This is a genomic window from Pseudomonas sp. 382, assembly GCF_002759075.1.
Taxonomy (GTDB): domain Bacteria; phylum Pseudomonadota; class Gammaproteobacteria; order Pseudomonadales; family Pseudomonadaceae; genus Aquipseudomonas; species Aquipseudomonas vlassakiae.
The window spans coordinates 80,623-105,777 of sequence record NZ_PEMX01000010.1 but is presented as its reverse complement, the minus strand read 5'-3'; the positions used below and the strand labels follow the sequence as shown (position 1 = coordinate 105,777).

Here is a 25,155-nt window from a genome sequence, read left to right as displayed (position 1 = left end):
CTGGCAAAAAGTGAGGAACTTCCTTAGGTCGGGTCTCTCTACTACTGATTAACGCGAAGCGATTGAAATATCGCAGGCAGGTTGGCAAATTGCCGCTACGCTGGACCCGAGAGGGGGTGGGAGGGCCTTGCGGCTTGAAGGTGGCCCCCCTCTGTTGACGCAATCAGACGGACCCAAGGAAAAAAAGACTAAATGCGCAATGAACGCGAGCGCCTGAGTGGTAGTGATGAGATTGACCTGGTTGAGCTTGTGCGGGGGGTTTGGCGGCAAAAGCTTTGGATGGCGCTAGTCGCGGTACCGGTGATTGGAATGGCTTTGGCTTATGTGATGCTCGCTTCTCCGGTGTACGAGGCGAAACTTTACATTCGGCCCCCTACTCAGAATGAGATTGCACAGCTGAATTTCGGTCGAGGGGAGGGTACGGGGTTGGCCCCGCTGAGCGCCAAGGATGTATACAGCATTTACTTGAAGGCGCTTCAATCAGAAGCGGTGCGCGATAAATTCTTCCGAAATGCCTTTCTTCCCACGGTAACCCAAGATGAGCGTCAGGGCTCGCGCGACTTGTTGTATGCCCAATTCAACGGCATGTTGACTGTGGCTCTGGCAGCCAGGGATATGCCTGATCGCTTTGTTATTACCGCTAGTCTTGAGGATCCGCGGTTAGCTGCGATGTGGGTGTCCAACTATGCAGAAATAGCCGCAGAGCGGGCGAAGGATGAGCTGTTAAGCGGTGCTCGCAGCGACATATCAATCATGGCAGACAACCTTGAGCAACAGATACGGGCTTCGCGTGCCAGTGCGAGTAATCAGCGTGCCGACCAGATTGCGCAGCTTAAAGAAGCGCTGCGGATCGCGAAATCCATAGGTCTGGAGAAGCCTCCGATAATTTCAAACACCTTGTCCAGCGAGGTATCTGCCGGCATGGGTGGCGCTCTCACGTACATGCGTGGAGCAAAGGCTCTGGAAGCTGAGATTGCCAACCTCGAGGCTCGGTCTTCTAACGATCCCTACATACCAGGTCTACGCGAGAGGCAAGAGAAGCTTAATTTTCTGCGCAATCTGAAAATTGACCCTTCGCTTGTTGCCATGTATCAGCAGGATGGCGCAGTGTCTCAGCCGGATAAGCCGGTAAAGCCGCGCAAGGTGATCATCATGTTGCTCGCGGTACTGGTAGGCATCGGTATGGGGGCGTGTGTAGCGATCGGTCGCGAGCTGTGGCTGAGACGGCGACACATCGAGTGATTGAACTTAGCTAGCTAAAGCAGGTCGCGGGGGCGTTGTTGTCGACTGCGGAAGGTGTAACAATGCGCACTCGCCGCCGATGACATGGATAGCTGGAAGAAGGTGCAAGAAGCGCTTGCCTGCCCTGCCTGTCTTGGGTGATAACACCGTTAGCTAGCAGGCAAATCATTTTGAATATTGATCCACGTGGCCCCTATGTGGCCGCTTCTGGCGAAGTAGACCTCTTTGGTCTTTTCCGTACCATCTGGCGCAGGCGTGCTTTCGTCCTCGCAACGGGGTTGACTTTCGCGATCATCGGTGTGGCACTGAGTTACGCCATTCCTCCAGTGTACGAAGTCTCTACCACCTTGCGTCCAGTTGAACTCAATCAACTGGATGCATTGAATCGCTCGAAAATCTACTCACTACCCCCGGCAGAGGCGTTGAAAAGGGTGGGGGCAAAACTGGATTCCTATAATGCAAGGCTAGAGTTTTTTCGAGCCAGGCCTGATCTGATCGAAGCCTTCCAGGATGAAGGGCAGAGTATTGAACAGGCTTTTCAGGAGTTCAACAGTACTGCACTTAGCGTGGTTCTGGCTGACCCCAAAAAAACCGATGTGTTAAGCGAATTTATTGGTTTGAAGATGCATTATGGGGAAGATATCAATGGCGCGGCTGTCCTCAATGATTTTGTAGATTATGCCATTGAGCAAGAGCGGAACGAGCTGTCCAGGGATATGCAGATCATTTTGTCCAATCGGATGCTCGAGGTAGATGCCAAACTGAACTCCGCGCTTTCAGAATACCGGGCTGGGAACGATGGGCGTATCGCTCGTCTCGAGGAAGATGACGCTATCAAGCGTGCGCAATTGGAGGATGAGCTCAAGGCTTTGCGTGTGCAATTGAAACTGCAGCGTCAGGCACGTTTGGCAGAGCTTGGTGAGGCGATATCCATTGCCAGTAGCCTGGGCTTGAAGAAGCCATCTACACCATCCCTGATGGCTGATGAAGTTTCCACCAGCGGTAATATCATCCGTACCGAAGTTAATGGTCGGCCGGTTCCGTTATACTTCATGGGCACAGAGGTGCTAGTGGCTGAGCGAGCAGCCTTGCTCAAGCGTACGTCTGACGATTTTGTTGAGCCAAGAATCGGCCAGATACGTAAAGAACTTATTCTGCTCTCTAATAATCGCAGCGTAGAGGCTATTAAGGCGCGCGCAAACGAGCAAGATTTCCTGGAGGGCGTCGAAGCACTGCGGGTTGAGCGTGCTCGCTTGCAATCCATTGATACTCAACTGCTTGGCTTGCGTCTCGTCAGTATCGACCAGCGAGCGGTGGCTTCTGGTAAACCGATAAAACCACGCAAGGTATTTGTTGTGGTAATTGCATTGGTAGTCGGCCTCGCTCTAGGGGTGATCATTGCTTTGGTGCGGGCAGCTTTCAAGAGTCGTGTGCGTCAAATGCGTACACTAAGGCTAGGGGATGCTGTTGCGCCCGTATTACCTGAAGGCATTTCGCGTCAGGGTGGTGTAGTGTTGTCGGAGGCTTAGATCAGGCCTTCGCAAGGTTGATGGTATTTCGATGGCCTTCTGTTTGTCGGTTTCAGAGGAAAACACCGATGGAATGCGACAGCTGAACAGCCTATGATTGTGGCGCCTTTCATTTTTGGCAGCCATCGGGCGTGTCAGGCAGGCGCTTTGCCGCGGAGCGACGAGTACGTGCTGCTGGTGGATGGATTCACTCGACTGACGAATGAATCACTGTAGGTTCTTTGACCCGTTATGCAAAAAAGGCGACGGGCGGTTAAATTCAAGGTGAGTTGCTAAGCATGACAGACAAGAATACGGTGGTTGAAAAGTTTAAAAGCCGACAGGCGTTGATTGGTATTGTCGGTCTCGGTTATGTTGGCTTGCCATTAATGCTTCGTTATAACGCGATTGGTTTTAACGTATTGGGCATTGATATTGATCGCAGCAAGGTAGAAAAGCTCAATCGTGGTGAAAGTTACATTGAGCATATACCGGGATCTAGTATTGGCAAGGCACGCCAAACCGGTTTTGAAGCGACCGTTGACTTTAAGCGTGCCAGTGATTGCGATGCGCTGATTCTTTGCGTGCCGACGCCGTTGAATAAGTATCGCGAGCCAGATATGAGCTTTGTGATCAATACTACCGATGCACTCAAGCCTTATTTGCGTGCCGGTCAAGTTGTCTCGCTGGAAAGTACAACTTATCCAGGTACTACGGAAGAGGAGTTACTGCCACGCGTGCAGGAGGGTGGTTTGGTAGTCGGTGAGAACATTTATCTGGTTTATTCACCTGAGCGTGAGGATCCGGGTAACCCTAATTTTGAAACCCGCACCATTCCAAAAGTAATCGGTGGCCATACACGCGAGTGTCTTGAAGTAGGTGTCGCGCTGTATGAACAAGCAATTGACAAAGTAGTACCTGTCACCTCGACCAAAGCTGCCGAGATGACAAAACTGCTGGAAAATATCCATCGCGCAGTGAACATCGGCTTAGTGAACGAGATGAAGATCGTTGCCGATCGTATGGGAATCGATATTTTCGAAGTTGTCGATGCAGCGGCCACCAAGCCATTCGGCTTCACTCCTTATTATCCCGGCCCCGGGTTGGGTGGACACTGTATTCCCATCGATCCATTCTATCTTACCTGGAAAGCTCGAGAATATGGCTTGCATACCCGTTTCATTGAGCTTTCAGGTGAAGTGAACCAAGCAATGCCCGCCTATGTTTTGGGCAAACTCATGGATGGCTTGAACGACAGTGGCAAGGCGTTGAAGGGCAGTCGCGTTTTAGTGCTTGGCATCGCGTACAAGAAAAACGTCGACGACATGCGCGAGTCACCTTCTGTTGAAATCATGGAGCTCATCGAGGCCAAGGGGGGAGTTGTTGCTTACAGCGATCCACACGTACCGGTCTTCCCTAAGATGCGTGAGCACCATTTTGAACTCAGCAGTGAAGCATTAACTGCGGAAAACCTGGCCAGCTTTGACGCTGTGGTGCTGGCAACTGATCACGACAAATTTGATTATGAGTTGATCCAAGCTAAGGCTCAACTGATTGTTGATAGTCGAGGTAAATACCGCGATGTCACGGCCAATGTGATTAAAGCGTGATCAAAAGGTTTACTGTGTTCCACCTGGGGTAATAGCCGGGTGGTTTTTTCGTAGTTTTGGAAGGTTGACGCATGAAAAACTTTGCTCTGATCGGCGCCGCTGGTTACATTGCCCCGCGACACATGCGAGCCATCAAGGATACCGGTAACCGTCTTGTCTCTGCCTATGATGTGAATGATTCCGTAGGCATCATCGACAGTATTTCCCCTCAAAGTGAGTTTTTCACTGAGTTCGAGTTTTTCCTGGATCATGCTTACTCGTTGAAGCGAGATCCGGCAAGCACATTGGACTATGTCGCTATTTGCTCGCCCAACTATCTGCACTATCCACATATTGCTGCCGGATTACGTTTGGGGTGCGACGTTATCTGTGAGAAGCCGCTTGTTCCAACTCCGGAAATGCTTGATGAACTCTCTCTCATCGAGCGGGAAACTGGTAAGCGGCTTTTCAATATTCTTCAGCTTCGGCATCATCAAGCGATTATCAAGCTGAAAGAGAAGGTTGCGAGTGAACAGCGAGCACACAAGTATGAGGTTGATCTTACCTATATTACGTCTCGTGGTAACTGGTACCTGAAAAGTTGGAAGGGGGATCCACGAAAGTCGTTCGGCGTAGCGACAAATATTGGCGTGCATTTCTATGATATGCTGCATTTCATTTTCGGAAAGCTACAGCGTAACGTTGTTCACTTTACGTCGGAACATAAGGCTGCAGGCTACCTGGAGTATGAGAAGGCGCGTGTGCGCTGGTTCTTGTCAGTTGATGCCAATGACTTGCCGGAATCTGTTAAAGGCAAAAAGCCAACTTATCGCTCGATCACCGTTGACGGTGAGGAGATGGAGTTCTCTGAAGGCTTTACGGATTTGCATACTACTAGCTACGAAGAAATACTTGCTGGTCGTGGATATGGCATTGAAGACGCGCGCCACTGTGTTGAAACTGTGAATACCATCAGGAGTTCTGTTGTTTCGCAGGCAAAAGACAATGAGGCGCATCCATTTGTCCTTGGGCTTTATCGCTGATAGAGCGTAATGTTTAGGGTGGTCTTGGACCACCCGACTCAGCATGTAATTACATATATTCACAAGGTCTTGGCTAGCGTGGTTACCATTAATCCATCCCCCTCTGCCGTATCGGGCTCGCCAACACCAGTTGGGGGCGTCCGCCTGGATGTCCAGGGGTTGCGCGCGGTCGCAGTCTTGGCTGTCATTCTCTATCACGTGAACGGGGGGTGGCTAAAAGCTGGGTTTATTGGTGTTGATGTATTTTTCGTCATATCCGGATTTATTATTACGACCTTGTTGACTGAGGCGGGCCGCAAGGTTGATTTGTTGGCGTTCTATGTCGGTCGCGCTAAACGGATTGTACCGGCCTACGCGGTCATGCTTACGATTGTCTGCGTGCTTTCAGCCTTTCTATTCCTTCCGCCGGATTTTAGTTTTTTCTATCGAAGCCTTAAATCGGCTGCACTTTTCGTCAGTAATCATTATTTTGCTGAGTTTGGTAGCTATTTTGCGCCCAAGTCCGAAGAGTTGCCTTTGCTGCATACATGGTCGCTGGCCATTGAAATGCAATTTTATGTATTTTTTCCATTGTTGATATTGTGCTTGCCACGGTCGTGGCATCTGCCGGCATTGTCATTGATTGCGCTGGTTTTGTTTGTGTGGTCGGGTATCCAGGTTTTATCGGGTCAACAGGATAAGCTCTACTTTTCTTTGATTGCGCGTGTGCCTGAATTCATGGTGGGGGCAATCGTAGCTATTGGTGTGCGCCACGCCGTAATGTCCTCACTATCATCGACGCTTCTCGGTGTGTTGGGCGCAGCACTGCTTATTGTTGGTTTTCTATTCATTGACAAAGGAAGCTTTCCAGGTTTTTTCTCGATAGTGCCTTGCATCGGAACGGCAGCGATAATAATCGCGCGCCGTGGGCCTATCAATGATTTGCTCTCGACGCGTGGCCTGGTTTGGCTGGGCGGCATCTCCTACTCGCTCTACCTTTGGCATTGGCCAGTTCTAGCATTTATCCGGTATTACACGGGGCAGTATGAGCTCGGTTCAGGATGGGTGGTATTGGCTCTGATAGCATCTTTGGCGTTGGCCTGGTTGTCGTATCACTTCGTCGAAGTGCCGGGGCGAAGGAAGTCGAATACCGCTAAACCTTTTGCAAAATGGGCTGCCGCAGCAGGCCTGATGCTTCTATTCATCCTGCTGGCGCGCCATGGCAATCGTCTATTGGATAGCCCGTTGACCGAAGAGCAAAAACGCTATGCGGACGCTGAACTGATTTGTCATGGGCATCAAGTGGGGGACTGCAAGCGAGGTGCCGAAGAAGTACAACCTTCCATTCTGGTAATTGGCGATAGTCATGCAGCTCAGCTAAATTACTTTTTCGATCAAGCTGGCAGTGAACTAGGTATAGCTTATCGCGTGTTGACGGCGAGTAGCTGCGTACCTATTCCAGGCTTTGATATTGAACGCTTGCCTGAATGGGCTCGAGAAGCTTGCAAGGCACAGATTACTGCTGTGGAAGAGGCGCTGCCGCATGCAGATAAACTCATAATCGCTGCCATGTGGCAATACCAGATGCAGAGTGTACCTTTCGTAACGGCGCTGAAGTCATTTTTAGATAATGTCGAGCGCTCCGGCAAGCAAGTTATTGTCATGGGGCAGGTGCCGATGTTCAGTTCTAATGTACAGCGCGTCAGGCGTTTTCAGGAAATCGGATTACCTGCTTCTCTTTCGTTAGCCGATGACTGGCGTATTGCCAATCGCCAGGTCGAGGTATTAGCAGCAAGTCATAAGTCGGCGCATTACGTGGACTTCTCAAGTTCGACTTTTTTTGCAGATGCCCCTTACGAGCAGGGCGATCTGATTTACTTGGACAATCAACACTTGAATGAGGTCGGCTCGCGTCGCTACGGGCATTTTGCTGGCGCGAAGTTACAGAGCTTGTTTGAGCAAACCCAATCTGAGGTGAGTCTTAAGCAATGAACCACTATCAACATCCCAGTGCGATCGTCGATGAGGGCGCCCAGATTGGTGCAGGGTCGCGTGTATGGCACTTTGTGCATGTCTGCGCGGGTGCGCGCATTGGAGCAGGCGTTTCCTTGGGGCAAAACGTCTTTGTCGGCAACAAGGTAGTTATCGGAGACCATTGTAAAGTTCAAAACAATGTTTCGGTCTATGATAATGTTACGCTTGAAGAGGGCGTATTCTGCGGGCCCAGCATGGTTTTTACCAACGTTTATAACCCGCGCTCTTTGATTGAACGTAAAGATCAGTATCGCGACACCCTGGTAAAGCGGGGGGCGACCCTGGGGGCAAACTGCACGGTTGTTTGCGGTGTCACTATTGGTGCGTTCGCTTTCATCGGCGCGGGTGCCGTGATAAACCGTGATGTGCCTGACTATGCTCTGATGGTTGGTGTTCCCGCACGTCAGATCGGTTGGATGAGTGAGTATGGAGAGCAGCTGGCTTTACCGTTAAGCGGTGAGGCATCGGTCATGTGTGGGCACAGCGGTGCCACCTATATGTTGCAAGGCAACGTTATCTGCAAAATGGAAGCTGTTAAATGATCGAGTTCATTGACCTGAAAAAGCAGCAATCACGCATCAAAGATAACCTTGATGAGGCCATTCAGCGAGTTCTAAGCCATGGCCAGTACATCTTAGGCCCTGAAGTGTCAGAGCTTGAAGAGAAACTGGCGTCTTTCGTTGGTGTCAAGCACTGTATTACGTGTGCCAACGGAACTGATGCTCTTCAAATTGCTCTCATGGCCTTAGGCGTCAAAGCTGGTGATGAGGTTATAACGCCTGGATTCAGTTACATTGCCACTGCCGAGGCCGCTGCAGTGCTCGGTGCCAAAGCTGTATACGTTGATATCGATCCTAAGACCTACAACATGGATGCAGACCTGCTGGAGGCACGGATCACGGACAAAACCAAAGCAATTATTCCTGTCTCCTTGTACGGTCAATGTGCAGATTTTGACAAGATTAACGGAATTGCAAGCAAGCACAACATTCCCGTTATCGAAGACGCAGCGCAGAGTTTCGGTGCCGTTTACAAAGGCAGGCGCTCCTGCAGTCTCAGTACTGTAGCTTGCACGAGTTTCTTTCCGAGCAAGCCGCTGGGTTGCTATGGTGACGGCGGTGCTATGTTCACCAATGATGATGAGATTGCATTGGCCTTACGGCAAATTGCGCGGCACGGGCAGGATCGTCGATATCACCACGTCCGGGTAGGGATGAATAGCCGTTTGGATACGCTCCAGGCTGCGATTATCTTACAAAAACTCGCTATCTTCGATGAGGAAATTTCGCTTCGTCAACAAGTGGCTGATCTATACGAGGCAAAATTGAGTGGCTTGGGTTTGCTAAGCCTGCCTTACATAGAGAAACACTCAACTAGTGTTTATGCTCAATATACAGTGAGGGTTGCTGATCGTCCTTCAGTGCAGGAGACGCTCAAGGCTGAAGGAATTCCTAGTGTCGTTCACTACCCCATTCCTCTGAATAAACAGCCGGCAGTAGCTGATGAAAGCGCCCTTTTGAATGTGGGTGACGAAGTCGCTGGTCAGGTGCTAAGTCTGCCCATGCATCCGTATCTCACGGAAAAAGAGATCAACCTTGTTGCTGCAGCCCTAGAGAAATGCTGACTCGAATTTATTCGAAGTTTAACACTGGCTTTGTTCGCGCCGTGGTTTTGGTGGCGGGTGGAGCCTTTGTGTCTCAAGGGATAATTGTTGCTGTCACTCCGGTCCTGACACGGTTATTTAGCCCGGAAAGCTTTGGGGTGCTCGCGGCCTTTACATCGGCCCTCACGATATTGATATCACTTGCATCGCTGAAGTTTGAGTTGGCTATTCCTCAAGTAAAGGTGGAAAAACAAGCCTTTGAGGTGGCAGTACTATCTTTTTATATTCTCGGCGTGTTGGCCGTGATATCAATAGCCCTGGTGGGTGGCGCACGGCTGCTGGTGCCTGTCTCTTTTCAGGATTATTACTGGTTAATTCCCCCGGGCTTGCTATTTGCCGGGGCATTTCAGATTGCGACGTACATCGCTATCAGAAATAAGGACTTTAAAGGGCTGACCAGCGCCAATATTCAGCGAAGTGTGGTTCAATCTATTCTGCAGGTGGCAGCTGGCTTGGCCTCGCTGGGTGGCTTTGCATTAGTTATCTGTTATGTAGTTAGCCAGGCTACTGCCGGCTTGCGTATTATTAGCAGGGCCTTTGAGGGGCGCAAGGCTCCCAGCAGGCTCAGGCTGGTAGCGCTTGTGAAAAAGTATAAAAATTTCCCATTCTTGGCTGCGCCTGCAGCCATGCTGAATGCTGCTGCGCTAAATGTCTCCCCATTTGTCATCATCTACACATTCGGTATGCATGAAGCGGGGCTTTTTGCGCTTGCGCAACGGGCAATGGGCGTGCCTATGGCGTTCTTGGGTACAGCAATTGCGAATGTCTACTTATCTGAAATACCAAGGGTTGTTGAGGCTTCCAGGTCGGATGCCGTTAACTTCTACAAACGTTCCTTAATAAATCTGACGATTGCAGGGTTACCTGTGGTCATTCTTGGGGCCGTGGTCCTCTATTTTACAGTTGACATGATTTTTGGCGCAGAGTGGTCTGAAGCATCAGGGATCATGATCGTGCTGGTTCCAATGTTTCTTGGGCAGTTCGTGGTGTCACCGTTAAGCCAGACGTTAAATGTGATTCAGCGACAAGATGTTCAACTGAAATGGGATTTTGCAAGACTCATCGTGCCCAATTCTGGCTTGGTGATTACCGCCGTTTCAGGCGCGAGTTTCGCCATGAGTATGTTGGCGTTTAGTATGCTGATGTTTGTCATGTATGCAATCAATGTTCTTGTGACGTTGCGGGTTCTGAAAGATTAAACACGGATTGAGTTCTGGGGGTTGTAGAGAAATGAAAGTATTCACCGTCGTAGGTGCAAGACCACAATTTATCAAAGCTGCTGTGGTGTCGAGAGCGCTTTCCGAAGCAGACTTCCCAGTTAGAGAAATTCTGGTTCATACGGGACAGCATTATGACAATAATATGTCGGATGTTTTTTTCGATGAGTTGAGTATTCCGAAGCCGGATTACAATTTGGGCCTGGGTGGCGGAACCCATGGGCAGAACACCGGTAAGATGATTGAGGGTCTTGAAGCTCTGATACTTAAGGAGCAACCAGATTGGGTACTGGTCTACGGGGATACTGATAGCACCCTTGCAGGCTCGATTGCCGCTGCTAAGTTACACATACCGATTGCGCATGTCGAAGCCGGTTTGCGTTCTTTCAATCGAGCCATGCCTGAGGAAATTAACCGGGTTCTAACTGATCACGTCTCTAGCGCGCTGTTTGCACCTACTCTAGTTGCCAAGCTCAATCTTGAACGCGAAGGTATCAGCGCGGACAAGATTCATGTTGTCGGTGACGTGATGTGTGATGCGACGGCGTTCTACAAGAGCAAGGCTGAAAAGCCTAGTTGGTTTGAGGCGCTCAATCTCGCCGAGTATGAGTTTATTCTTTGCACAATCCATCGTGCAGAGAATACAGATTCGGAAGTGCGCCTGAGAAATATTGTACAAGGGCTTGAAGCATCGCAGTTGCCTATCATTTTGCCTCTCCATCCTAGAACGCGTAAAAAAATGAAGGATTTGGATGTTGCCTTTTCTGGCAATATTCATGTCGTGGACCCGCTTGGCTATCTTGAGATGAATTGGTTGGAGTCCAAGTGCAAGATGATTGCTACCGATTCAGGGGGGGTGCAGAAAGAAGCTTACTTCCATGGTAAGTTCTGCGTGACACTTCGAGACGAGACTGAGTGGGTCGAACTTACTGAGAAAGGAGTGAATGTGCTCGTAGGTGCTTCTGCCGAGAAAATTACGTCGGCACTTCAGTCCCCTGTTGATTATGGATTTGGTGAGGACTTGTACGGTAACGGTCGGGCTGCTAGCAATATAATTCAGGTGTTGAAGAAGCTGGTTTGATATAAATTACTGCGATAATTAATGTGCAAGGGTGAGTCAATTGTATAGAGGGTTGGGTGCCAAATTATTCTCCCCGCGATTCGGGTTCTACCTGTTCGTGTGTGCCGTAGGTTTTACCTACGGCATATTGCCATTTTATTTGTATTCCTACGGAGGAGCCAGCGAGTATTTTTTGCAGCTTTCGCTTCTTACTGTCGTAGCTATACTCGCACTTTTTTCAGGCTACATGCTTCCTGTGCTGGACGGGCAATTTGTGCCGGGTGCGCCGAGAGTTATTTTGTCGAGTAGATTGTTTAATTTTGTTGTGTGGGCATTCTTTTTCATATTTGCATTTTATACGTTTTACACTGCCCCTTCCATACCGTTGCTAAGTGCAATTCAAGGGGCGGGTGCTGATGATCTCAGTCAGCAGCGAGGGGACTTTTTTAAAGGGCGGAGTGGTTTTGAGGCTGTCTTGCTGTATTTGAGTACTATTTTCACAACTGTGTTGATTCCATATAGCTTGGTACTGATGTTTCTGAACGGGTCGGCACTCAGGTATCTGTTTCTCCTGGTTGCGTTCGCCTTTTGTATCAGTTTTTTGCAGAAGTCGCTTTTTTTAAATGTGTTCATGCCTGTTATGGTATGTTTTGCTTTGTCCGGCAGGCTGTCGTTTAAGGCGTTGGTTATATGCATGGCTCTAGCCGTCCTTTTGTTGTTGGCAGCAGTCTTTATATCGTTGGGTGGTGGGGGGAGCGGCGCCAGCTTTGCAGAGAGCACGCCGCTGGCAGAGTACTTTTCAGCCACCTATTTGCCCTCCGGTGGTGGAGATTATTTTATCTGGCGTGCGTTCGCAGTGCCGCTATTCACGGCAACAGATACGTTGCAGGTACACGCAGAAATTTTCAAGGGCGATTGCCTGATGGGGGCGACTAGTCTTCTTCTGTCTCTTCTCACTGGTGCTGAGCGAATCAATATCGAGCGCTACGTGTTTCAGCATCAGTTTGGCAGTTGGAATGAGATTGCCAATGCTAATGCTGTATTCATAACGGATGCTTTTGTTAATTTTGGTTGGCCCGGCGTGGTACTTTTCAGCATGCTGATCGGACAGGTGTTCAGGTGGTTCAGGCTATCTAAGGACATAGCGTTTAAGTCGCTCTGGCCCGTTTTCGCGTTTACCTTGTTTTCCGCGTCGCTGATAGGTATGCTTATAAGTAATGGCTTTGTGTACATGTTGTTACATGCTTTGTTGATTCGGGTTAATCTGGGCGCAGGGAATAGAGCTATCGCTGGCGATCAAGTCGATTCGTCAAGTGTGCAAAAGGTGCATGTAGAATGAATATTGTTTTTTTGGTTCATTATTTTCCGCCGGTGAATAGCTCTGGTGCGAAACGCGTTGAAGCGATCTCGAAATATCTTGCAGCTGACGGGCACGATGTCACGGTTATTACAACTAGTAAAAGCGCATCTGATGGTCGCTTTACAGAAGTCTATCCGAAAGGTGTTCGCGTTATAGAACTTGATGCCTTCGGTCGCTTGCAAAAATCTCAAGAATCGTCTGGCGTTTTCGAGCCGATGTATACAGAGCGTCCTTCGTTGAAGCGACGAATAAAAGATGTTGTCTTGAATCTTTTCGGTCAGGTGCCTGATCCTCGGCTTCCATTCGCGATTTCTTTCGCGAGCCCTTGGATGAATGTGGATGTTAAGAATGTTCTGGCCAAAGCGGATGTTGTAATCGGATCCGCTCCTCCTTGGCCAATGCTACTTGCCGCGGTTATTTGCAAGAAGCGATTCAAAGTTCCTTGCGTTCTGGATTATCGTGATCACTTTAGTGAATGTCATGAAATGCCAGGTGGCGCATTCGCTAAATGGTTAGAGCTCAAGATAGATAGGTGGCTGGTTGGGAGCGCCAATCAACTAGTAACCATTTCTGAGCCGATGAGTTCTTATTACCGGACTATGTCGCCAAGTGTGGCAACGATCATGAATGGCTATGATCACGAGGTGCTCGATGCGGCCAGGCTTCAAGCAGGAGTTCCAGCTGATGGAACTGTTGTGCTTCGCTATATGGGAATCGTTTCACCGGGTCGAGTGCCACATAACATCATGCAGGCATTGGTGAAGCTTAAGCAGGTTTCCCCAGAGTTGTTCGGGCGCTTTCGCATTGAGTATTACGGCGGTGCGGATTTGATCAAGGATGCCGTCTCTCGGCAGTATCCTGCCATTGAGTCTGCATTCTCCTATTACTCAGCAGTTCCTTATCTGGACTCGCTGCGTTTGATTGTCGAGGCGGATTATTTGATTTTTGCAGAGACGTCTTCAACCCAGACGTTGAGTGCTCAAGGTATTTTGACTACCAAGCTCTTTGAATACTTGGGCGCGGGCCGACCTGTGCTTGGTGATATTTCAACTGAAACGTTGGCGGGATCATTCCTGAAGCGTGCTGGCGATGAAAATGTGATTGGTGTTAGCTCGGAGATTTTCTTCGAAAGATTTTGTGAGCCCGAATTTTATGAGCGCAAGCCTAACTCGGTTTCGGAGTTTGCTCAGGGGTTATCGCGGCGCTCGCAGGCGACACAGTATGCGGAAGTCATTGGCCAGGCAAAGGCAAGAGATCACAAATGAATATGAAAAACCCGAATTATAAAATCTGCACGTCTTGCATTATGGATACTTCGGATCCCAATATTGCATTTGATACTCAGGGCGTTTGCGAATACTGCAATAACTTCAACAACAACATCAAGCCTAACTGGGATACTGGCGCGGCGGGTGAAGCCGAGTTGATGAAAATCGCTGAAAAGATCAAGGCTGATGGCAAGGGGCGCGATTATGATTGCATTATCGGCCTGAGCGGTGGCCTAGACAGCTCCTACCTTGCTTACGTTGCCAAGGAAAAAATGGGCTTGCGCCCTTTGCTGTTCCATGTCGACGCTGGTTGGAACACTGACCAGGCTGTCGGCAATATCGAACGTCTGGTGGATGGTCTTGGCCTTGAGCTCTTTACTGATGTCATCAACTGGGAAGAGATGAAAAGCCTGCAAGTGGCCTTCCTCAAGGCGCAGGTGCCGGATCAGGATATCCCTCAAGATACCGCTTTTTTCTCTGGCCTTTACAAGTTCGCCAAGGCAAACAAGATTAAATATGTCCTAACCGGGGGTAACTACTCGACAGAGTGCTGCCGTGAGCCAGAGGAGTGGGGCGCCTACCCTGGTATCGACACAACCCTGATTAACGATATTCACGGCAAGTTCGGCAAGCGCAAGCTCAAGTCGTTCCCATTGGTAGATGTACTGTCGTACAAGATTTACTATCGATATATTCTGGGTATGCAAGTTGTCCGGCCATTGAATCACGTTCCCTATGTCAAGCATGAAGCGGAAGCGACGCTGGAGCGCTTGTTCGGCTGGAAGCGATTCCAGCACAAGCACCATGAGTCCCGGTTCACTCGTTTCTACGAGGACTACTGGATGCCGCGCAAATTCGGTTACGAGAAGCGCCGCGCGCATTTCTCCAGCCTGATCATGACCGGGCAGATGACACGTGAAGCAGCGCTGGAACGCATCGCCAAGCCTGAACTGGACGAAAATTTCCTCAAGTCAGAATTCGAGTATGTTGCTCACAAGCTGGACTTGACTGTGCCCGAGCTTCAAGGCATTTTCGAGGGTCAGAACAAGACCTTCCATGACTACAAAAACAAGCGTTTCTTGATTGGTATCGGCGCTCGGGTGCTCAGTGCCATCGGACTGGAGAGAAGGCTGTTCAGATGATCACCATCATTGACTATGGTCTCGGCAATATCCAGGCCTTCGTTAACGTCTATCGACGCTTGCACATTCCCGTGGCAGTCGCACAGAACGCCGCACAGCTGGACGGCGCGACAAAGCTGATCTTGCCTGGGGTGGGCGCTTTCGACCACGCGATTGAGCGTCTGGATGCATCGGGTATGCGACCGACGCTGGATGAACTGGTACAAAAGCACAAGGTACCGGTGCTCGGTATCTGCGTCGGCATGCAGATTCTTGCCAATAGCAGCGACGAGGGCAGCCTGCCGGGTTTGGGTTGGGTACCGGGGCGGGTGCGCTCGTTCAAGTCGGTGCCTGACCTGACCGATCTTCCATTGCCTCACATGGGCTGGAATGACGTAGCGGCGCTCGATGACAACGCCTTGTTCAAAGGTTTCGAGGAGGAGGCACGCTTCTATTTCCTCCATTCGTACTTCTTCGAGTGTGAGCAACAGCAGCATCGGGCAGCCATGTCTTCCTATGGCTTGGAATTCAGCTGCGCCGTACAGGCAGAAAACGTATATGGTGTGCAGTTCCATCCAGAGAAAAGCCACCATTTTGGCGTAGGCCTGTTGAAAAACTTCGCGGAACTGTGAGCGGAAACTGACAAATGCTAAGACCCAGGATCATTCCATGCTTGCTCATCCAGGACGGTGGGCTGGTAAAGACGGTCAAGTTCAAGGACCCGAAGTACGTCGGAGATCCCATCAACGCGGTGAAGATCTTCAATGAAAAGGAAGCTGATGAGCTGATCGTCGTCGATATCGACGCAACCGCACATGGTGTCGAGCCAAACTACACGCAGATTGCCAAGCTTGCCGCCGAGTGCCGCATGCCGCTGTGCTATGGCGGTGGCATACGCACTGCCGAGCAAGCCAAGAAAATCATCCAGCTGGGCGTCGAGAAAGTTGCCATCAGCTCAGCTGCGCTCGACAACCCGCGCTTGATCACCCAGATCGCCGAAGAAATTGGTAGCCAGAGTGTGGTCGTAGTGCTTGACCACAAGTCTCGTTTACTGAGCAAGACTCAGGAAGTGTGGACCCACAACGGTACGCGCAATACCAAGCGCAGTGTGCTGGAAGTTGCCCAGGAATTCGAACAGTTGGGCGCTGGTGAAATAGTCCTCAACTCCATCGAAAATGATGGAAAGATGAAGGGTTATGACATCGAGCTGGCAAGCAAACTGCGCGCTGCAGTTCATATTCCGATCACCATCCTTGGAGGTGGTGGTTCGCTTGAGGATATGGCTAGCGTGATCAAGGCATGCGGTGTGGTTGGTGTGGCTGCGGGCAGTTTCTTTGTATTCAAAGGGGCCTACCGCGCTGTGTTGATCAGCTATCCAAGTGCTCAGCAGAAAGACGACATCATTTATTCAGCTCTGCGGGCTCGATAACTCTTCAGGCGCGTGGCAAGGGTCAGATCATATGTTCAAGGGTAAAAAGCTTCTCATCACCGGCGGTACCGGTTCGTTCGGCAATGCAGTTCTCAAGCGGTTTCTCGACAGCGACATCGCGGAGATTCGTATATTCAGCCGTGATGAAAAGAAGCAGGACGACATGCGCAAGCGTTACGACAACGCCAAGCTGAAGTTCTACATCGGTGATGTCCGCGATTATCAGAGTGTGCTCAACGCTACGCGGGGTGTTGACTACATCTTCCATGCGGCGGCGTTGAAGCAGGTACCTTCTTGCGAGTTTCACCCCATGGAGGCGGTGAAGACTAACGTCATCGGTACCGAGAATGTCCTTGAGGCAGCCATTCAGAATGAAGTGCGACGTGTGGTTTGCTTGAGCACCGACAAGGCGGTCTACCCCATCAATGCCATGGGTATTTCCAAGGCGATGATGGAAAAAGTCATGGTGGCCAAGTCGCGCAATGTCGATGAAGCCAAAACCGTTATTTGCGGAACCCGTTACGGCAACGTTATGGCGTCCCGCGGTTCGGTCATTCCGTTGTTCATTGATCAGATCCGTGCCGGCAAGGCGCTGTCAATCACCGACCCCAACATGACCCGCTTCATGATGACCCTGGCGGATGCCGTGGATCTGGTGCTTTACGCCTTCGAACACGGCAACAACGGTGATCTGTTCGTGCAAAAGGCACCAGCAGCGACTGTTCAGACGCTGGCAAAGGCCCTGACCGAGTTGCTCGGACAGGACAAGCATCCCATTCAGGTCATTGGCACGCGCCATGGCGAGAAACTTTACGAGGCCTTGTTGAGCCGTGAGGAAATGGCATGCGCCGAAGACATGGGGGAATACTTCCGTGTGCCACCGGATCTGCGTGACCTCAACTACAGCAAGTTCGTCGAGCAGGGCGAAGAGAAGATTTCTCACACCGAAGACTACAACTCGCATAATACCGAGCGCCTCGACGTCGCCGGCATGCAGGCGCTCCTGCTGAAGCTCGAGTTCATCAAGGCCATCCAGCGTGGCGAGCATGCAACGCCGGAGGAGTGATTGATGAAAGTTCTGGTTACCGGTAGCAACGGTTTCATTGCTCGCAACTTGCTGGTTCATTTGGGTGAGCGTAAGGATGTCGAGGTAAGCCTGTTCGCCCGCGGCGATGATCTGAAAGCGCTGCAGGCAAAAGTGGCTGAGGCGGATTGCATCTTCCATCTGGCAGGGGTCAACCGGCCTCAGGACCCCATGGAGTTTGGCAGCGGCAACAGCGAGCTTACCCAACAGCTTTGTGACGCAGTGAAAGTATGCGGGCGCAAGCCGACTGTGGTCTACACCTCGTCAATCCAGGCTGAACGTGATAACCCCTACGGTATCAGCAAGTTGGCGGCCGAGCGCGCGCTGCTCGAACTGGCTGAGCAGCATGGCAGCCCGGTTTACATATTCCGTCTGCCGAATGTATTCGGTAAATGGGCGCGCCCAAACTATAACTCGGCAGTAGCGACTTTCTGCCACAACATCGCGCGTGACCTGCCGGTTCAGATACATGACGAGTCGGCTGCACTGAACCTGGTCTATGTGGATGATGTGGTTCGGCGATTCGTCAGCATCATGGATGGGGCTAAGGTGGCATCCGGCATGGTCGATGTAGAGCCCGTTTATTCCACAACAGTGGGCGCACTGGCTGACCAACTGCGCCGCTTCCGCGGCAGTCGCTCTACGCTGGTGACCGAAAATGTTGGCGTTGGATTGGTGCGAGCACTTTATTCCACCTACCTGAGTTACCTGCCGCCGGAATCGTTTACCTACGAAGTGCCAAAATATGGCGACCCTCGTGGGGTGTTCGTGGAAATGCTAAAAACCCCAGAGGCGGGGCAGTTCTCTTATTTTACTGCGCATCCAGGGATTACCCGCGGCGGTCATTATCACCATTCCAAGACCGAGAAATTCCTGGTGATCAAGGGAAGGGCCAACTTCCGCTTCCGCCACGTAGTCACTGATGAATTCTACGAGCTGCAGACGAGTGGCGATACGCCAACTATCGTCGAAACGGTGCCTGGTTGGACCCATGACATCACCAATATCGGAGATGACGAAATGATCGTCATGCTCTGGGCCAACGAAATTTTCGACCGCGAACTACCGGACACCTATGCCTTGCCAGTCTGCCCCAACCTGGCAAAAGCATGAATTGAGGTTTTTATGAAAAAGCTGAAAATCGTTACCGTCGTTGGCACCCGCCCCGAAATCATTCGCTTGTCGCGTGTTTTGAGCGCGCTTGATGAGCACTGTGACCACATTCTGGTCCATACCGGACAAAACTACGATTACGAACTGAATGAGATCTTTTTCCAGGATTTGGGTATTCGCAAGCCGGACCACTTCCTCAATGCGGCGGGTGCATCCGGTGCTGAGACGATTGGTAATGTGATTATTGCGGTGGATAAGGTTCTGGCCGAGGTGCAACCGGAAGCCATGCTGGTACTTGGGGATACCAACAGCTGCATGGCAGTGATCCCGGCCAAACGCCGCAAGATTCCGACGTTCCACATGGAGGCAGGCAACCGTTGTTTCGACATGCGTGTGCCGGAAGAGATCAACCGTCGTATCGTCGATCACACCGCAGACATCAACCTCACCTACAGCACCATTGCCCGTGACTACTTGCTGCGTGAAGGCCTGCCTGCAGATCGCGTCATCAAAACTGGCAGCCCGATGTTCGAAGTCCTCAACTTCTACCGCGAAGGCATTGAGGCTTCTGACGTGCTGGAGCGCCTGGGTCTGAAGGCAGGCAAGTTCTTCGTGGTTAGTGCACATCGTGAAGAGAACATCGATTCTGACAAGAACTTCCTCAAGTTGGTCGATGTGCTCAACACCGTGGCCGAGCAGTTTGACCTTCCGGTAATCGTCTCTACTCACCCACGTACGCAGAAGCGGGTCGATGCCATGGGCGTGACATTCCATGCCAATGTACGTCTGCTCAAGCCACTCGGCTTCAAGGATTACAACAAACTGCAGCTGACTTCCAAAGCGGTGCTATCCGATAGCGGCACGATCAACGAAGAAGCGTCGATACTCAACTTCCCAGCGCTGAACATACGCGAAGCGCATGAGCGCCCGGAAGGCATGGAAGAGGCCGCAGCGATGATGGTTGGGCTCGATACGGAACGCGTGCTGCAAGGCATGAGCATTCTTGAAAGTCAGCTGCGTGGTGCAGAGCGTAGTTTGCGCCTGGTCGGCGATTACAGCATGCCCAATGTTTCGGACAAGGTCGTGCGAATCGTTCACAGCTACACCGATTACGTGAACCGAACTGTCTGGAAGCGGTACTGAACACGTGGAAGGACTAACGCAAAAGCAGCTGAAGATTCTCGTTGTAACTCAGTACTTCTGGCCTGAGAACATGCGTGTCAACGACATGGTCCGCGACTTTGTCGAAAAAGGCCATGAGGTTACCGTGCTTACTGGGTTACCCAACTATCCGGAAGGGCAGGTGTTTCAACGATACAAGGATGATCCCGCTGCGTTTTCCAGCTATGAAGGTGCTGAAATCGTGCGTGTACCGCTGGTTCCGCGCGGGAAACGTAGTATTCAGCTGGTTTTGAACTACCTGTCGTTTCTGGTTTCGGCATCGATTGTTGGTGCTTTCAAGTTGAGAGGGCGCCGCTATGACGCAATGTTCGTCTATGCAGTGTCGCCGATTCTTTCTGCAATTCCTGCAGTCCTTCTTGGCAAACTCAAGCGCGCACCGGTTTTTGTCTGGGTTCTCGATCTTTGGCCTGAAACGCTTCGCGCGGTGAATGTCATTCATAACCCCAAACTGTTGGGATTGGTCGGCAAAGCGGTGTCCTGGATTTACAACCGTACCGATTATTTGCTGTTGCAATCGCATGGTTTCTTCGACAACGTGCGCCAGTACTGCACGCGGCCTATCGATGCCGAGCGCCTGGTGTACTTCCCCAGCTGGGCTGAAGATGATTTCTCGGCTAAAGACCTTGAGCCTTCGCAGCTGGTAGAGCGTGATGACGCCACCTTCACTGTAGTGTTCGCAGGCAACGTAGGGGAGGCGCAGGACTTTCCGGCGATTCTCGACGCTGCCGAAGCGCTACGCGGGAAGCTGTCCATTCGTTGGGTGATTGTCGGTGACGGGCGAATGAGTGATTGGCTCGAGGAGCAGGTTCGCAACCGGGCGCTGGACAATGTCCTGCTGCTTGGCCGTCATCCGCTGGAGGCCATGCCGCCCTTGTTCGCCCAGGCGGACGCGCTGTTGGTATCCTTGCGCACCAATGATGTTTTCGAGAAGACCATTCCTGGCAAGGTGCAAGCCTACTTGGCTTCCGGCCGGCCTGTGATCGGTATGATCAATGGTGAGGCTGCCCGGGTTATCGAAGAGTCGGGTGCCGGCTTTGCTTGCGAGTCTGGAAATGGCTCGGCGCTGGCCGCCATTACCGAGAAACTGGCGGGCTTGTCGTTGACTGAGCGCAACAGGATGGGCGAGTCCGGGCGCCAATACTATGAACGGGAGTTCGCCAAGCCCGCATTGCTATCGCGTCTGGAGCGTCTGTTCAGCGAGGCTACTTTGAGAAGGTCAGGACGATGACACAAAAGGTTTTTCTTACCGGGGCCAGTGGTTTCGTGGGCAGCGCGGTATTGCGCAGGCTCAGCTCGGAGGGGCGTGAGGTGATTGCCGCAGTGCGCAACGGGGGGGCGAAGCTGCCTGCAAGCGTGCGCACCTTCGCCTTCGAGGCATTCGAAGAGGGTAATGACTGGCATGAAACGCTGACTGAATGCGACGTAGTCATTCATAGCGCTGCCCGTGTCCACGTGATGAACGATACCGAAACCGACCCACTGGCGGCCTTCCGCAAGGTCAATGTCCAGGGAACACTTGCATTGGCGAAGCAAGCGATCGCCGCTGGCGTCAAGCGCTTCGTGTTCATCAGTTCGATCAAGGTCAATGGCGAGGGAACCCGTAAGGGCGAGCCCTATACTGCTGATGATCAGCCCATGCCTCTGGACCCTTATGGCGTTTCCAAGATGGAAGCGGAAGTGGAGCTGCGCAAGCTGGCGCAGCAGTCTGGCCTGGAAGTGGTGATCATCCGCCCTGTGCTGGTCTATGGGCCGGGAGTGAAGGCCAACTTCCTCAACATGATGCGCTGGCTCGATCGCGGTGTGCCACTGCCATTCGGTGCCATCGACAATCGCCGTAGCTTGGTAGCGTTGGATAATCTGGTCGATTTGATCGTGACGTGTATCGACCACCCGACGGCGGCCAACCAGACCTTCCTGGTCAGCGATGGTGAAGACCTGTCCACCACGGCGTTGCTGCGGCGAATGGCAACGGCGCTGGGCAAGAATGCGCGGCTGTTGCCTATCCCGGCCTGGGTCCTGAGCGCAGCCGCTATGTCGCTCGGCAAGCGCTCGCTGTCCCAGCGCTTATGTGGGTCGCTGCAGGTGGATATTCGTAAAACCCGCGAGTTGCTCGGTTGGCAACCACCGGTCAAAGTTGATGTGGCCTTGCTGGCCGCTGCCAGGCACTACCAGGAAACCGTTAAGAAATGATGCTTCTGTGGTCTCTTCTCGCCGTATTGATCGTGTCCTTGGTGATGACGGCTGCATTGCGACGCTACGCCTTGGCGCGCAGTGTCATTGACGTGCCCAATGCGCGCAGCTCTCACACGGTGCCCACCCCACGTGGCGGTGGCGTGGCCATTGTCATGTCGTTCCTGCTGGCGATTGTGGCGTTGATGATGACCGGTTCCGAGCACATCACTACTCTCGTTGCGCTTGGCGGCGGTGGTGCGCTGATTGCGATCATCGGTTTCATGGATGACCACGGCCATATCGCCGCACGTTGGCGGCTGCTCGGGCATTTTGCTGCTGCGGCATGGATCTTAGCCTGGATGGGGGGGCTGGCCCCCTTGTCACTGTTCGGCTGGGAAATGGAGTTGGGGTGGGTCGGGGGCGTGCTCGCAGCTGTCTATCTGGTCTGGTTGCTCAATCTCTACAACTTCATGGATGGGATTGATGGCATCGCCAGTATCGAGGCAATCACTGCATGCTTGAGCGGCGCCCTGTTGTATTGGCTTTCTGGCCTCAACGGGCCCGCCATCCTGCCATTGCTCATGGCCGCAGCGGTGGGTGGTTTTCTGTTCTGGAACTTTCCACCAGCTAAAATTTTCATGGGCGACGCTGGCAGTGGCTTCATAGGCATCGTGCTGGGCGGGCTGTCGTTACAAGCGGCCTGGGTTTCGCCGCCGATGTTCTGGTGCTGGCTGATTCTGCTCGGCGTATTCATTGTCGATGCTACCTACACCTTGATCAGGCGCTTGTTGCGGGGTGATAAGGTGTACGAGGCGCACCGCAGTCATGCTTATCAGTTTGCTTCGCGCAAGCATGGCAAACATCTGCCTGTTACGCTCGCCGTCGCAGCGCTTAACCTGTGCTGGCTGCTGCCAGTTGCATACTGTGTGGCGCGGCTTGGGCTGGACGGCGCTCTGGGTGTGGTTATCGCCTATGTTCCGCTGGTCGCCCTGGCGATTCGCTATCGCGCAGGCGACCTGGAAGATAGGCACTAGAGTTGGGTAGAGCGTTTCGCTTAGGTAATGTGGAAGCCTTCAGAGGATTTATGGATAACGTGCGTACAAAACTGCTAGCTCTGCCACGGCGGCATAAACGGCTGCTGCAGGTCATGACTGATATCGTGCTGATATGGGTTGCCTTGTGGCTGGCTTTTGTCGTGCGTCTGGGCATCGATGAGATGGCCAACCCGATCATCGATCACACATGGCTTTTCGTTTGCGCGCCACTGGTGGCGATTCCGCTATTTATCCGGTTTGGCCTCTATCGCGCCGTGATGCGTTACTTCGGTAACGACGCGCTGATTGCCATCATCAAGTCGGTCACGCTCTCGGCCCTGATTCTCGGTTTCATCATCTACTGGTCGAGCAACCATCAGAATGTGGTGCCGCGCTCGATTACCTTCAACTACTGGTGGTTAAGCCTGATCATGGTTGGTGGTCTGCGCTTGGCGATGCGCCAGTATTTTCTTGGCGACTGGTTCACTGCCGCGGTGCAGCATGTGCCGTTCGCCAGCCGTGATGATGGCTTGCCTAAAGTCGCTATTTATGGCGCCGGTGCAGCAGGCAACCAGTTGGTGGCTGCGTTGCGCATGGATAAAGTCATGCGTCCGGTTGCCTTCATTGATGATGACGCTAGCCTTACCGACCGTGTGATTGCCGGCCTGCAGGTGTACCATCCGGAACAGCTTCAGCGACTGATCGATGTAACGGGCGCTCAAGAGATTCTGCTGGCAATTCCATCGTCCACTCGCACGCGTCGGCGGGAAATCCTCAATTTCCTTGAAGGCTACCCGTTGCATGTCCGGACGATCCCCGGATTCATGGATCTGGCCAGTGGCAGGGTCAAGGTCGATGATATCCGCGAAGTCGATATTGCCGACCTGCTTGGCCGCGATGCGGTCCCTGCACAGCCTGACCTGTTGCAGCGTTGCATTGTGGATCAGACAGTATTGGTGACGGGGGCAGGGGGCTCGATCGGTTCGGAACTGTGCCGGCAGATACTCGGCCAGGCGCCACGCACCTTGCTGTTGTTCGACCATAGTGAGTTCAACCTGTACAGCATCCTGTCGGAGCTGGAACAGCGTATTGCTCGTGAGTCCCTGGCAATTCGCCTGATCCCGATTCTCGGGTCAGTGCGAAACCAGGCCCAGCTGCTGGACATCATGAAGACCTGGCACGTCGATACGGTTTATCACGCTGCGGCTTATAAGCATGTGCCGATGGTCGAGCACAACATTGCTGAGGGTTTGCTCAACAATGTGATTGGTACCTTGCACACCGCCCAGGCTGCCTTGCAGGCTGGCGTGTCCAACTTCGTACTTATCTCCACCGACAAGGCCGTGCGACCGACCAACGTGATGGGCAGCACCAAGCGCCTCGCCGAGATGACCCTGCAGGCACTCAGTCGAGAACTGGCGCCTGTACTGTTCGGTGATGTCGGCAATGTCTCGCAGGTCAACAAGACCCGTTTCACCATGGTCCGCTTTGGCAACGTGCTGGGCTCGTCAGGTTCGGTGATTCCGCTGTTCCACAAGCAATTGAAGACTGGCGGTCCCCTCACTGTCACGCATCCGAAGATCACCCGCTACTTCATGACCATACCTGAAGCTGCACAGCTTGTTATTCAAGCTGGGTCGATGGGCAAGGGCGGGGACGTATTCGTCCTGGACATGGGTGAGCCGGTACGCATCGTGGAACTGGCCGAGAAGATGATTCATCTCTCAGGCTTCAGCGTTCGCTCCGAGCGCAACCCTATGGGCGACATTGCCATCGAGTTTACTGGCTTGCGTCCGGGAGAGAAGTTGTACGAAGAGCTCTTGATTGGAGACAACGTGCTTGCCACGCGGCACCCGATGATCATGAGTGCCAACGAAGACTTCATCCAGTGGGATGCGCTCAAGGACGCATTGACGCAGTTGTTGGATGCAGCCTCGCACGATGACTTTGTGCGGGTCCGCCAGTTGTTGCGTGAAACCGTGATTGGTTATGCCCCTGAGGGGGAGATCGTTGACTGGATCTACCAGCAGCGCCGGCTTGAACCCTGAGCCAACACC

21 protein-coding genes are annotated in these 25,155 nt (G+C 52.2%); all 21 read left to right on the top strand.

What is annotated here, in order from left to right; translation table 11 throughout:
- The first annotated feature begins 192 nt into the window (after positions 1-192).
- The 21 genes from CQW31_RS14050 to CQW31_RS13950 all read left to right on the top strand — a co-directional run bounded on the left by CQW31_RS14050 (position 193) and on the right by CQW31_RS13950 (position 25,146).
- On the top strand, positions 193-1,242 hold the full coding sequence (locus CQW31_RS14050; protein WP_099814755.1) for an LPS O-antigen chain length determinant protein WzzB: 1,050 nt from the start codon (positions 193-195) through the stop codon (positions 1,240-1,242).
- A 170-nt stretch (positions 1,243-1,412) separates the two neighbouring features.
- Positions 1,413-2,771, top strand: a complete 1,359-nt coding sequence (locus CQW31_RS14045) for a Wzz/FepE/Etk N-terminal domain-containing protein (protein WP_256587403.1) — start codon at positions 1,413-1,415, stop codon at positions 2,769-2,771.
- Positions 2,772-3,049: 278 nt separating this feature from the next.
- Positions 3,050-4,360, top strand: a complete 1,311-nt coding sequence (wbpA, locus tag CQW31_RS14040) for a UDP-N-acetyl-D-glucosamine 6-dehydrogenase (protein WP_099814753.1) — start codon at positions 3,050-3,052, stop codon at positions 4,358-4,360.
- A gap of 71 nt (positions 4,361-4,431) precedes the next feature.
- Positions 4,432-5,382, top strand: a complete 951-nt coding sequence (gene wbpB, locus CQW31_RS14035; RefSeq protein ID WP_099814752.1) for a UDP-N-acetyl-2-amino-2-deoxy-D-glucuronate oxidase — start codon at positions 4,432-4,434, stop codon at positions 5,380-5,382.
- Positions 5,383-5,391: 9 nt separating this feature from the next.
- Entirely contained in the window at positions 5,392-7,353 is a 1,962-nt protein-coding gene (locus CQW31_RS14030; protein ID WP_099814751.1) for an acyltransferase family protein, read from the top strand.
- Positions 7,350-7,937: a UDP-2-acetamido-3-amino-2,3-dideoxy-D-glucuronate N-acetyltransferase gene (gene wbpD, locus CQW31_RS14025; protein ID WP_099814750.1), complete on the top strand. Its 588-nt coding sequence runs from the start codon at positions 7,350-7,352 to the stop codon at positions 7,935-7,937. The genes CQW31_RS14030 and wbpD overlap by 4 nt, the downstream gene beginning before the upstream one ends.
- On the top strand, positions 7,934-9,019 hold the full coding sequence (locus tag CQW31_RS14020; protein ID WP_099814749.1) for a DegT/DnrJ/EryC1/StrS aminotransferase family protein: 1,086 nt from the start codon (positions 7,934-7,936) through the stop codon (positions 9,017-9,019). Before wbpD ends, CQW31_RS14020 begins: the two co-directional genes overlap by 4 nt.
- The gene (locus CQW31_RS14015) at positions 9,013-10,257 is read left to right on the top strand and encodes an oligosaccharide flippase family protein (RefSeq protein ID WP_099814748.1); all 1,245 of its coding nucleotides are present in this window, start codon (positions 9,013-9,015) and stop codon (positions 10,255-10,257) included. Before CQW31_RS14020 ends, CQW31_RS14015 begins: the two co-directional genes overlap by 7 nt.
- Before the next feature lie 31 nt (positions 10,258-10,288).
- Positions 10,289-11,356, top strand: a complete 1,068-nt coding sequence (wecB, locus tag CQW31_RS14010; protein WP_099814747.1) for a non-hydrolyzing UDP-N-acetylglucosamine 2-epimerase — start codon at positions 10,289-10,291, stop codon at positions 11,354-11,356.
- 31 nt (positions 11,357-11,387) lie between these two features.
- Positions 11,388-12,674 carry a hypothetical protein gene (locus CQW31_RS14005; protein ID WP_099814746.1) on the top strand — a complete coding sequence of 429 codons (1,287 nt, stop codon included), beginning with the start codon at positions 11,388-11,390 and terminating at the stop codon, positions 12,672-12,674.
- Positions 12,671-13,960 (top strand): glycosyltransferase, encoded by a 1,290-nt coding sequence (locus CQW31_RS14000; RefSeq protein ID WP_099814745.1) that lies wholly within the window; start codon positions 12,671-12,673, stop codon positions 13,958-13,960. The genes CQW31_RS14005 and CQW31_RS14000 overlap by 4 nt, the downstream gene beginning before the upstream one ends.
- Positions 13,961-13,962: 2 nt before the next feature.
- Positions 13,963-15,105, top strand: a complete 1,143-nt coding sequence (locus CQW31_RS13995; RefSeq protein WP_099814791.1) for an N-acetyl sugar amidotransferase — start codon at positions 13,963-13,965, stop codon at positions 15,103-15,105.
- Positions 15,102-15,716 (top strand): imidazole glycerol phosphate synthase subunit HisH, encoded by a 615-nt coding sequence (gene hisH / locus CQW31_RS13990; RefSeq protein ID WP_099814744.1) that lies wholly within the window; start codon positions 15,102-15,104, stop codon positions 15,714-15,716. Before CQW31_RS13995 ends, hisH begins: the two co-directional genes overlap by 4 nt.
- A gap of 14 nt (positions 15,717-15,730) precedes the next feature.
- Positions 15,731-16,513, top strand: a complete 783-nt coding sequence (locus CQW31_RS13985) for an AglZ/HisF2 family acetamidino modification protein (protein ID WP_099814743.1) — start codon at positions 15,731-15,733, stop codon at positions 16,511-16,513.
- 31 nt (positions 16,514-16,544) lie between these two features.
- On the top strand, positions 16,545-17,579 hold the full coding sequence (locus CQW31_RS13980; RefSeq protein ID WP_099814742.1) for a polysaccharide biosynthesis protein: 1,035 nt from the start codon (positions 16,545-16,547) through the stop codon (positions 17,577-17,579).
- A gap of 3 nt (positions 17,580-17,582) precedes the next feature.
- Entirely contained in the window at positions 17,583-18,710 is a 1,128-nt protein-coding gene (locus CQW31_RS13975) for a capsular polysaccharide biosynthesis protein CapF (RefSeq protein ID WP_099814741.1), read from the top strand.
- Between the two features lie 12 nt (positions 18,711-18,722).
- Positions 18,723-19,853 (top strand): non-hydrolyzing UDP-N-acetylglucosamine 2-epimerase, encoded by a 1,131-nt coding sequence (gene wecB / locus CQW31_RS13970; RefSeq protein WP_099814740.1) that lies wholly within the window; start codon positions 18,723-18,725, stop codon positions 19,851-19,853.
- Positions 19,854-19,923: 70 nt separating this feature from the next.
- Entirely contained in the window at positions 19,924-21,120 is a 1,197-nt protein-coding gene (locus tag CQW31_RS13965; protein ID WP_099814790.1) for a glycosyltransferase family 4 protein, read from the top strand.
- Positions 21,117-22,082: an SDR family oxidoreductase gene (locus CQW31_RS13960; protein WP_099814739.1), complete on the top strand. Its 966-nt coding sequence runs from the start codon at positions 21,117-21,119 to the stop codon at positions 22,080-22,082. The genes CQW31_RS13965 and CQW31_RS13960 overlap by 4 nt, the downstream gene beginning before the upstream one ends.
- On the top strand, positions 22,079-23,098 hold the full coding sequence (locus CQW31_RS13955; RefSeq protein WP_099814738.1) for a glycosyltransferase family 4 protein: 1,020 nt from the start codon (positions 22,079-22,081) through the stop codon (positions 23,096-23,098). The genes CQW31_RS13960 and CQW31_RS13955 overlap by 4 nt, the downstream gene beginning before the upstream one ends.
- A gap of 50 nt (positions 23,099-23,148) precedes the next feature.
- On the top strand, positions 23,149-25,146 hold the full coding sequence (locus CQW31_RS13950) for a nucleoside-diphosphate sugar epimerase/dehydratase (protein WP_099814737.1): 1,998 nt from the start codon (positions 23,149-23,151) through the stop codon (positions 25,144-25,146).
- Positions 25,147-25,155: the final 9 nt, after the last annotated feature.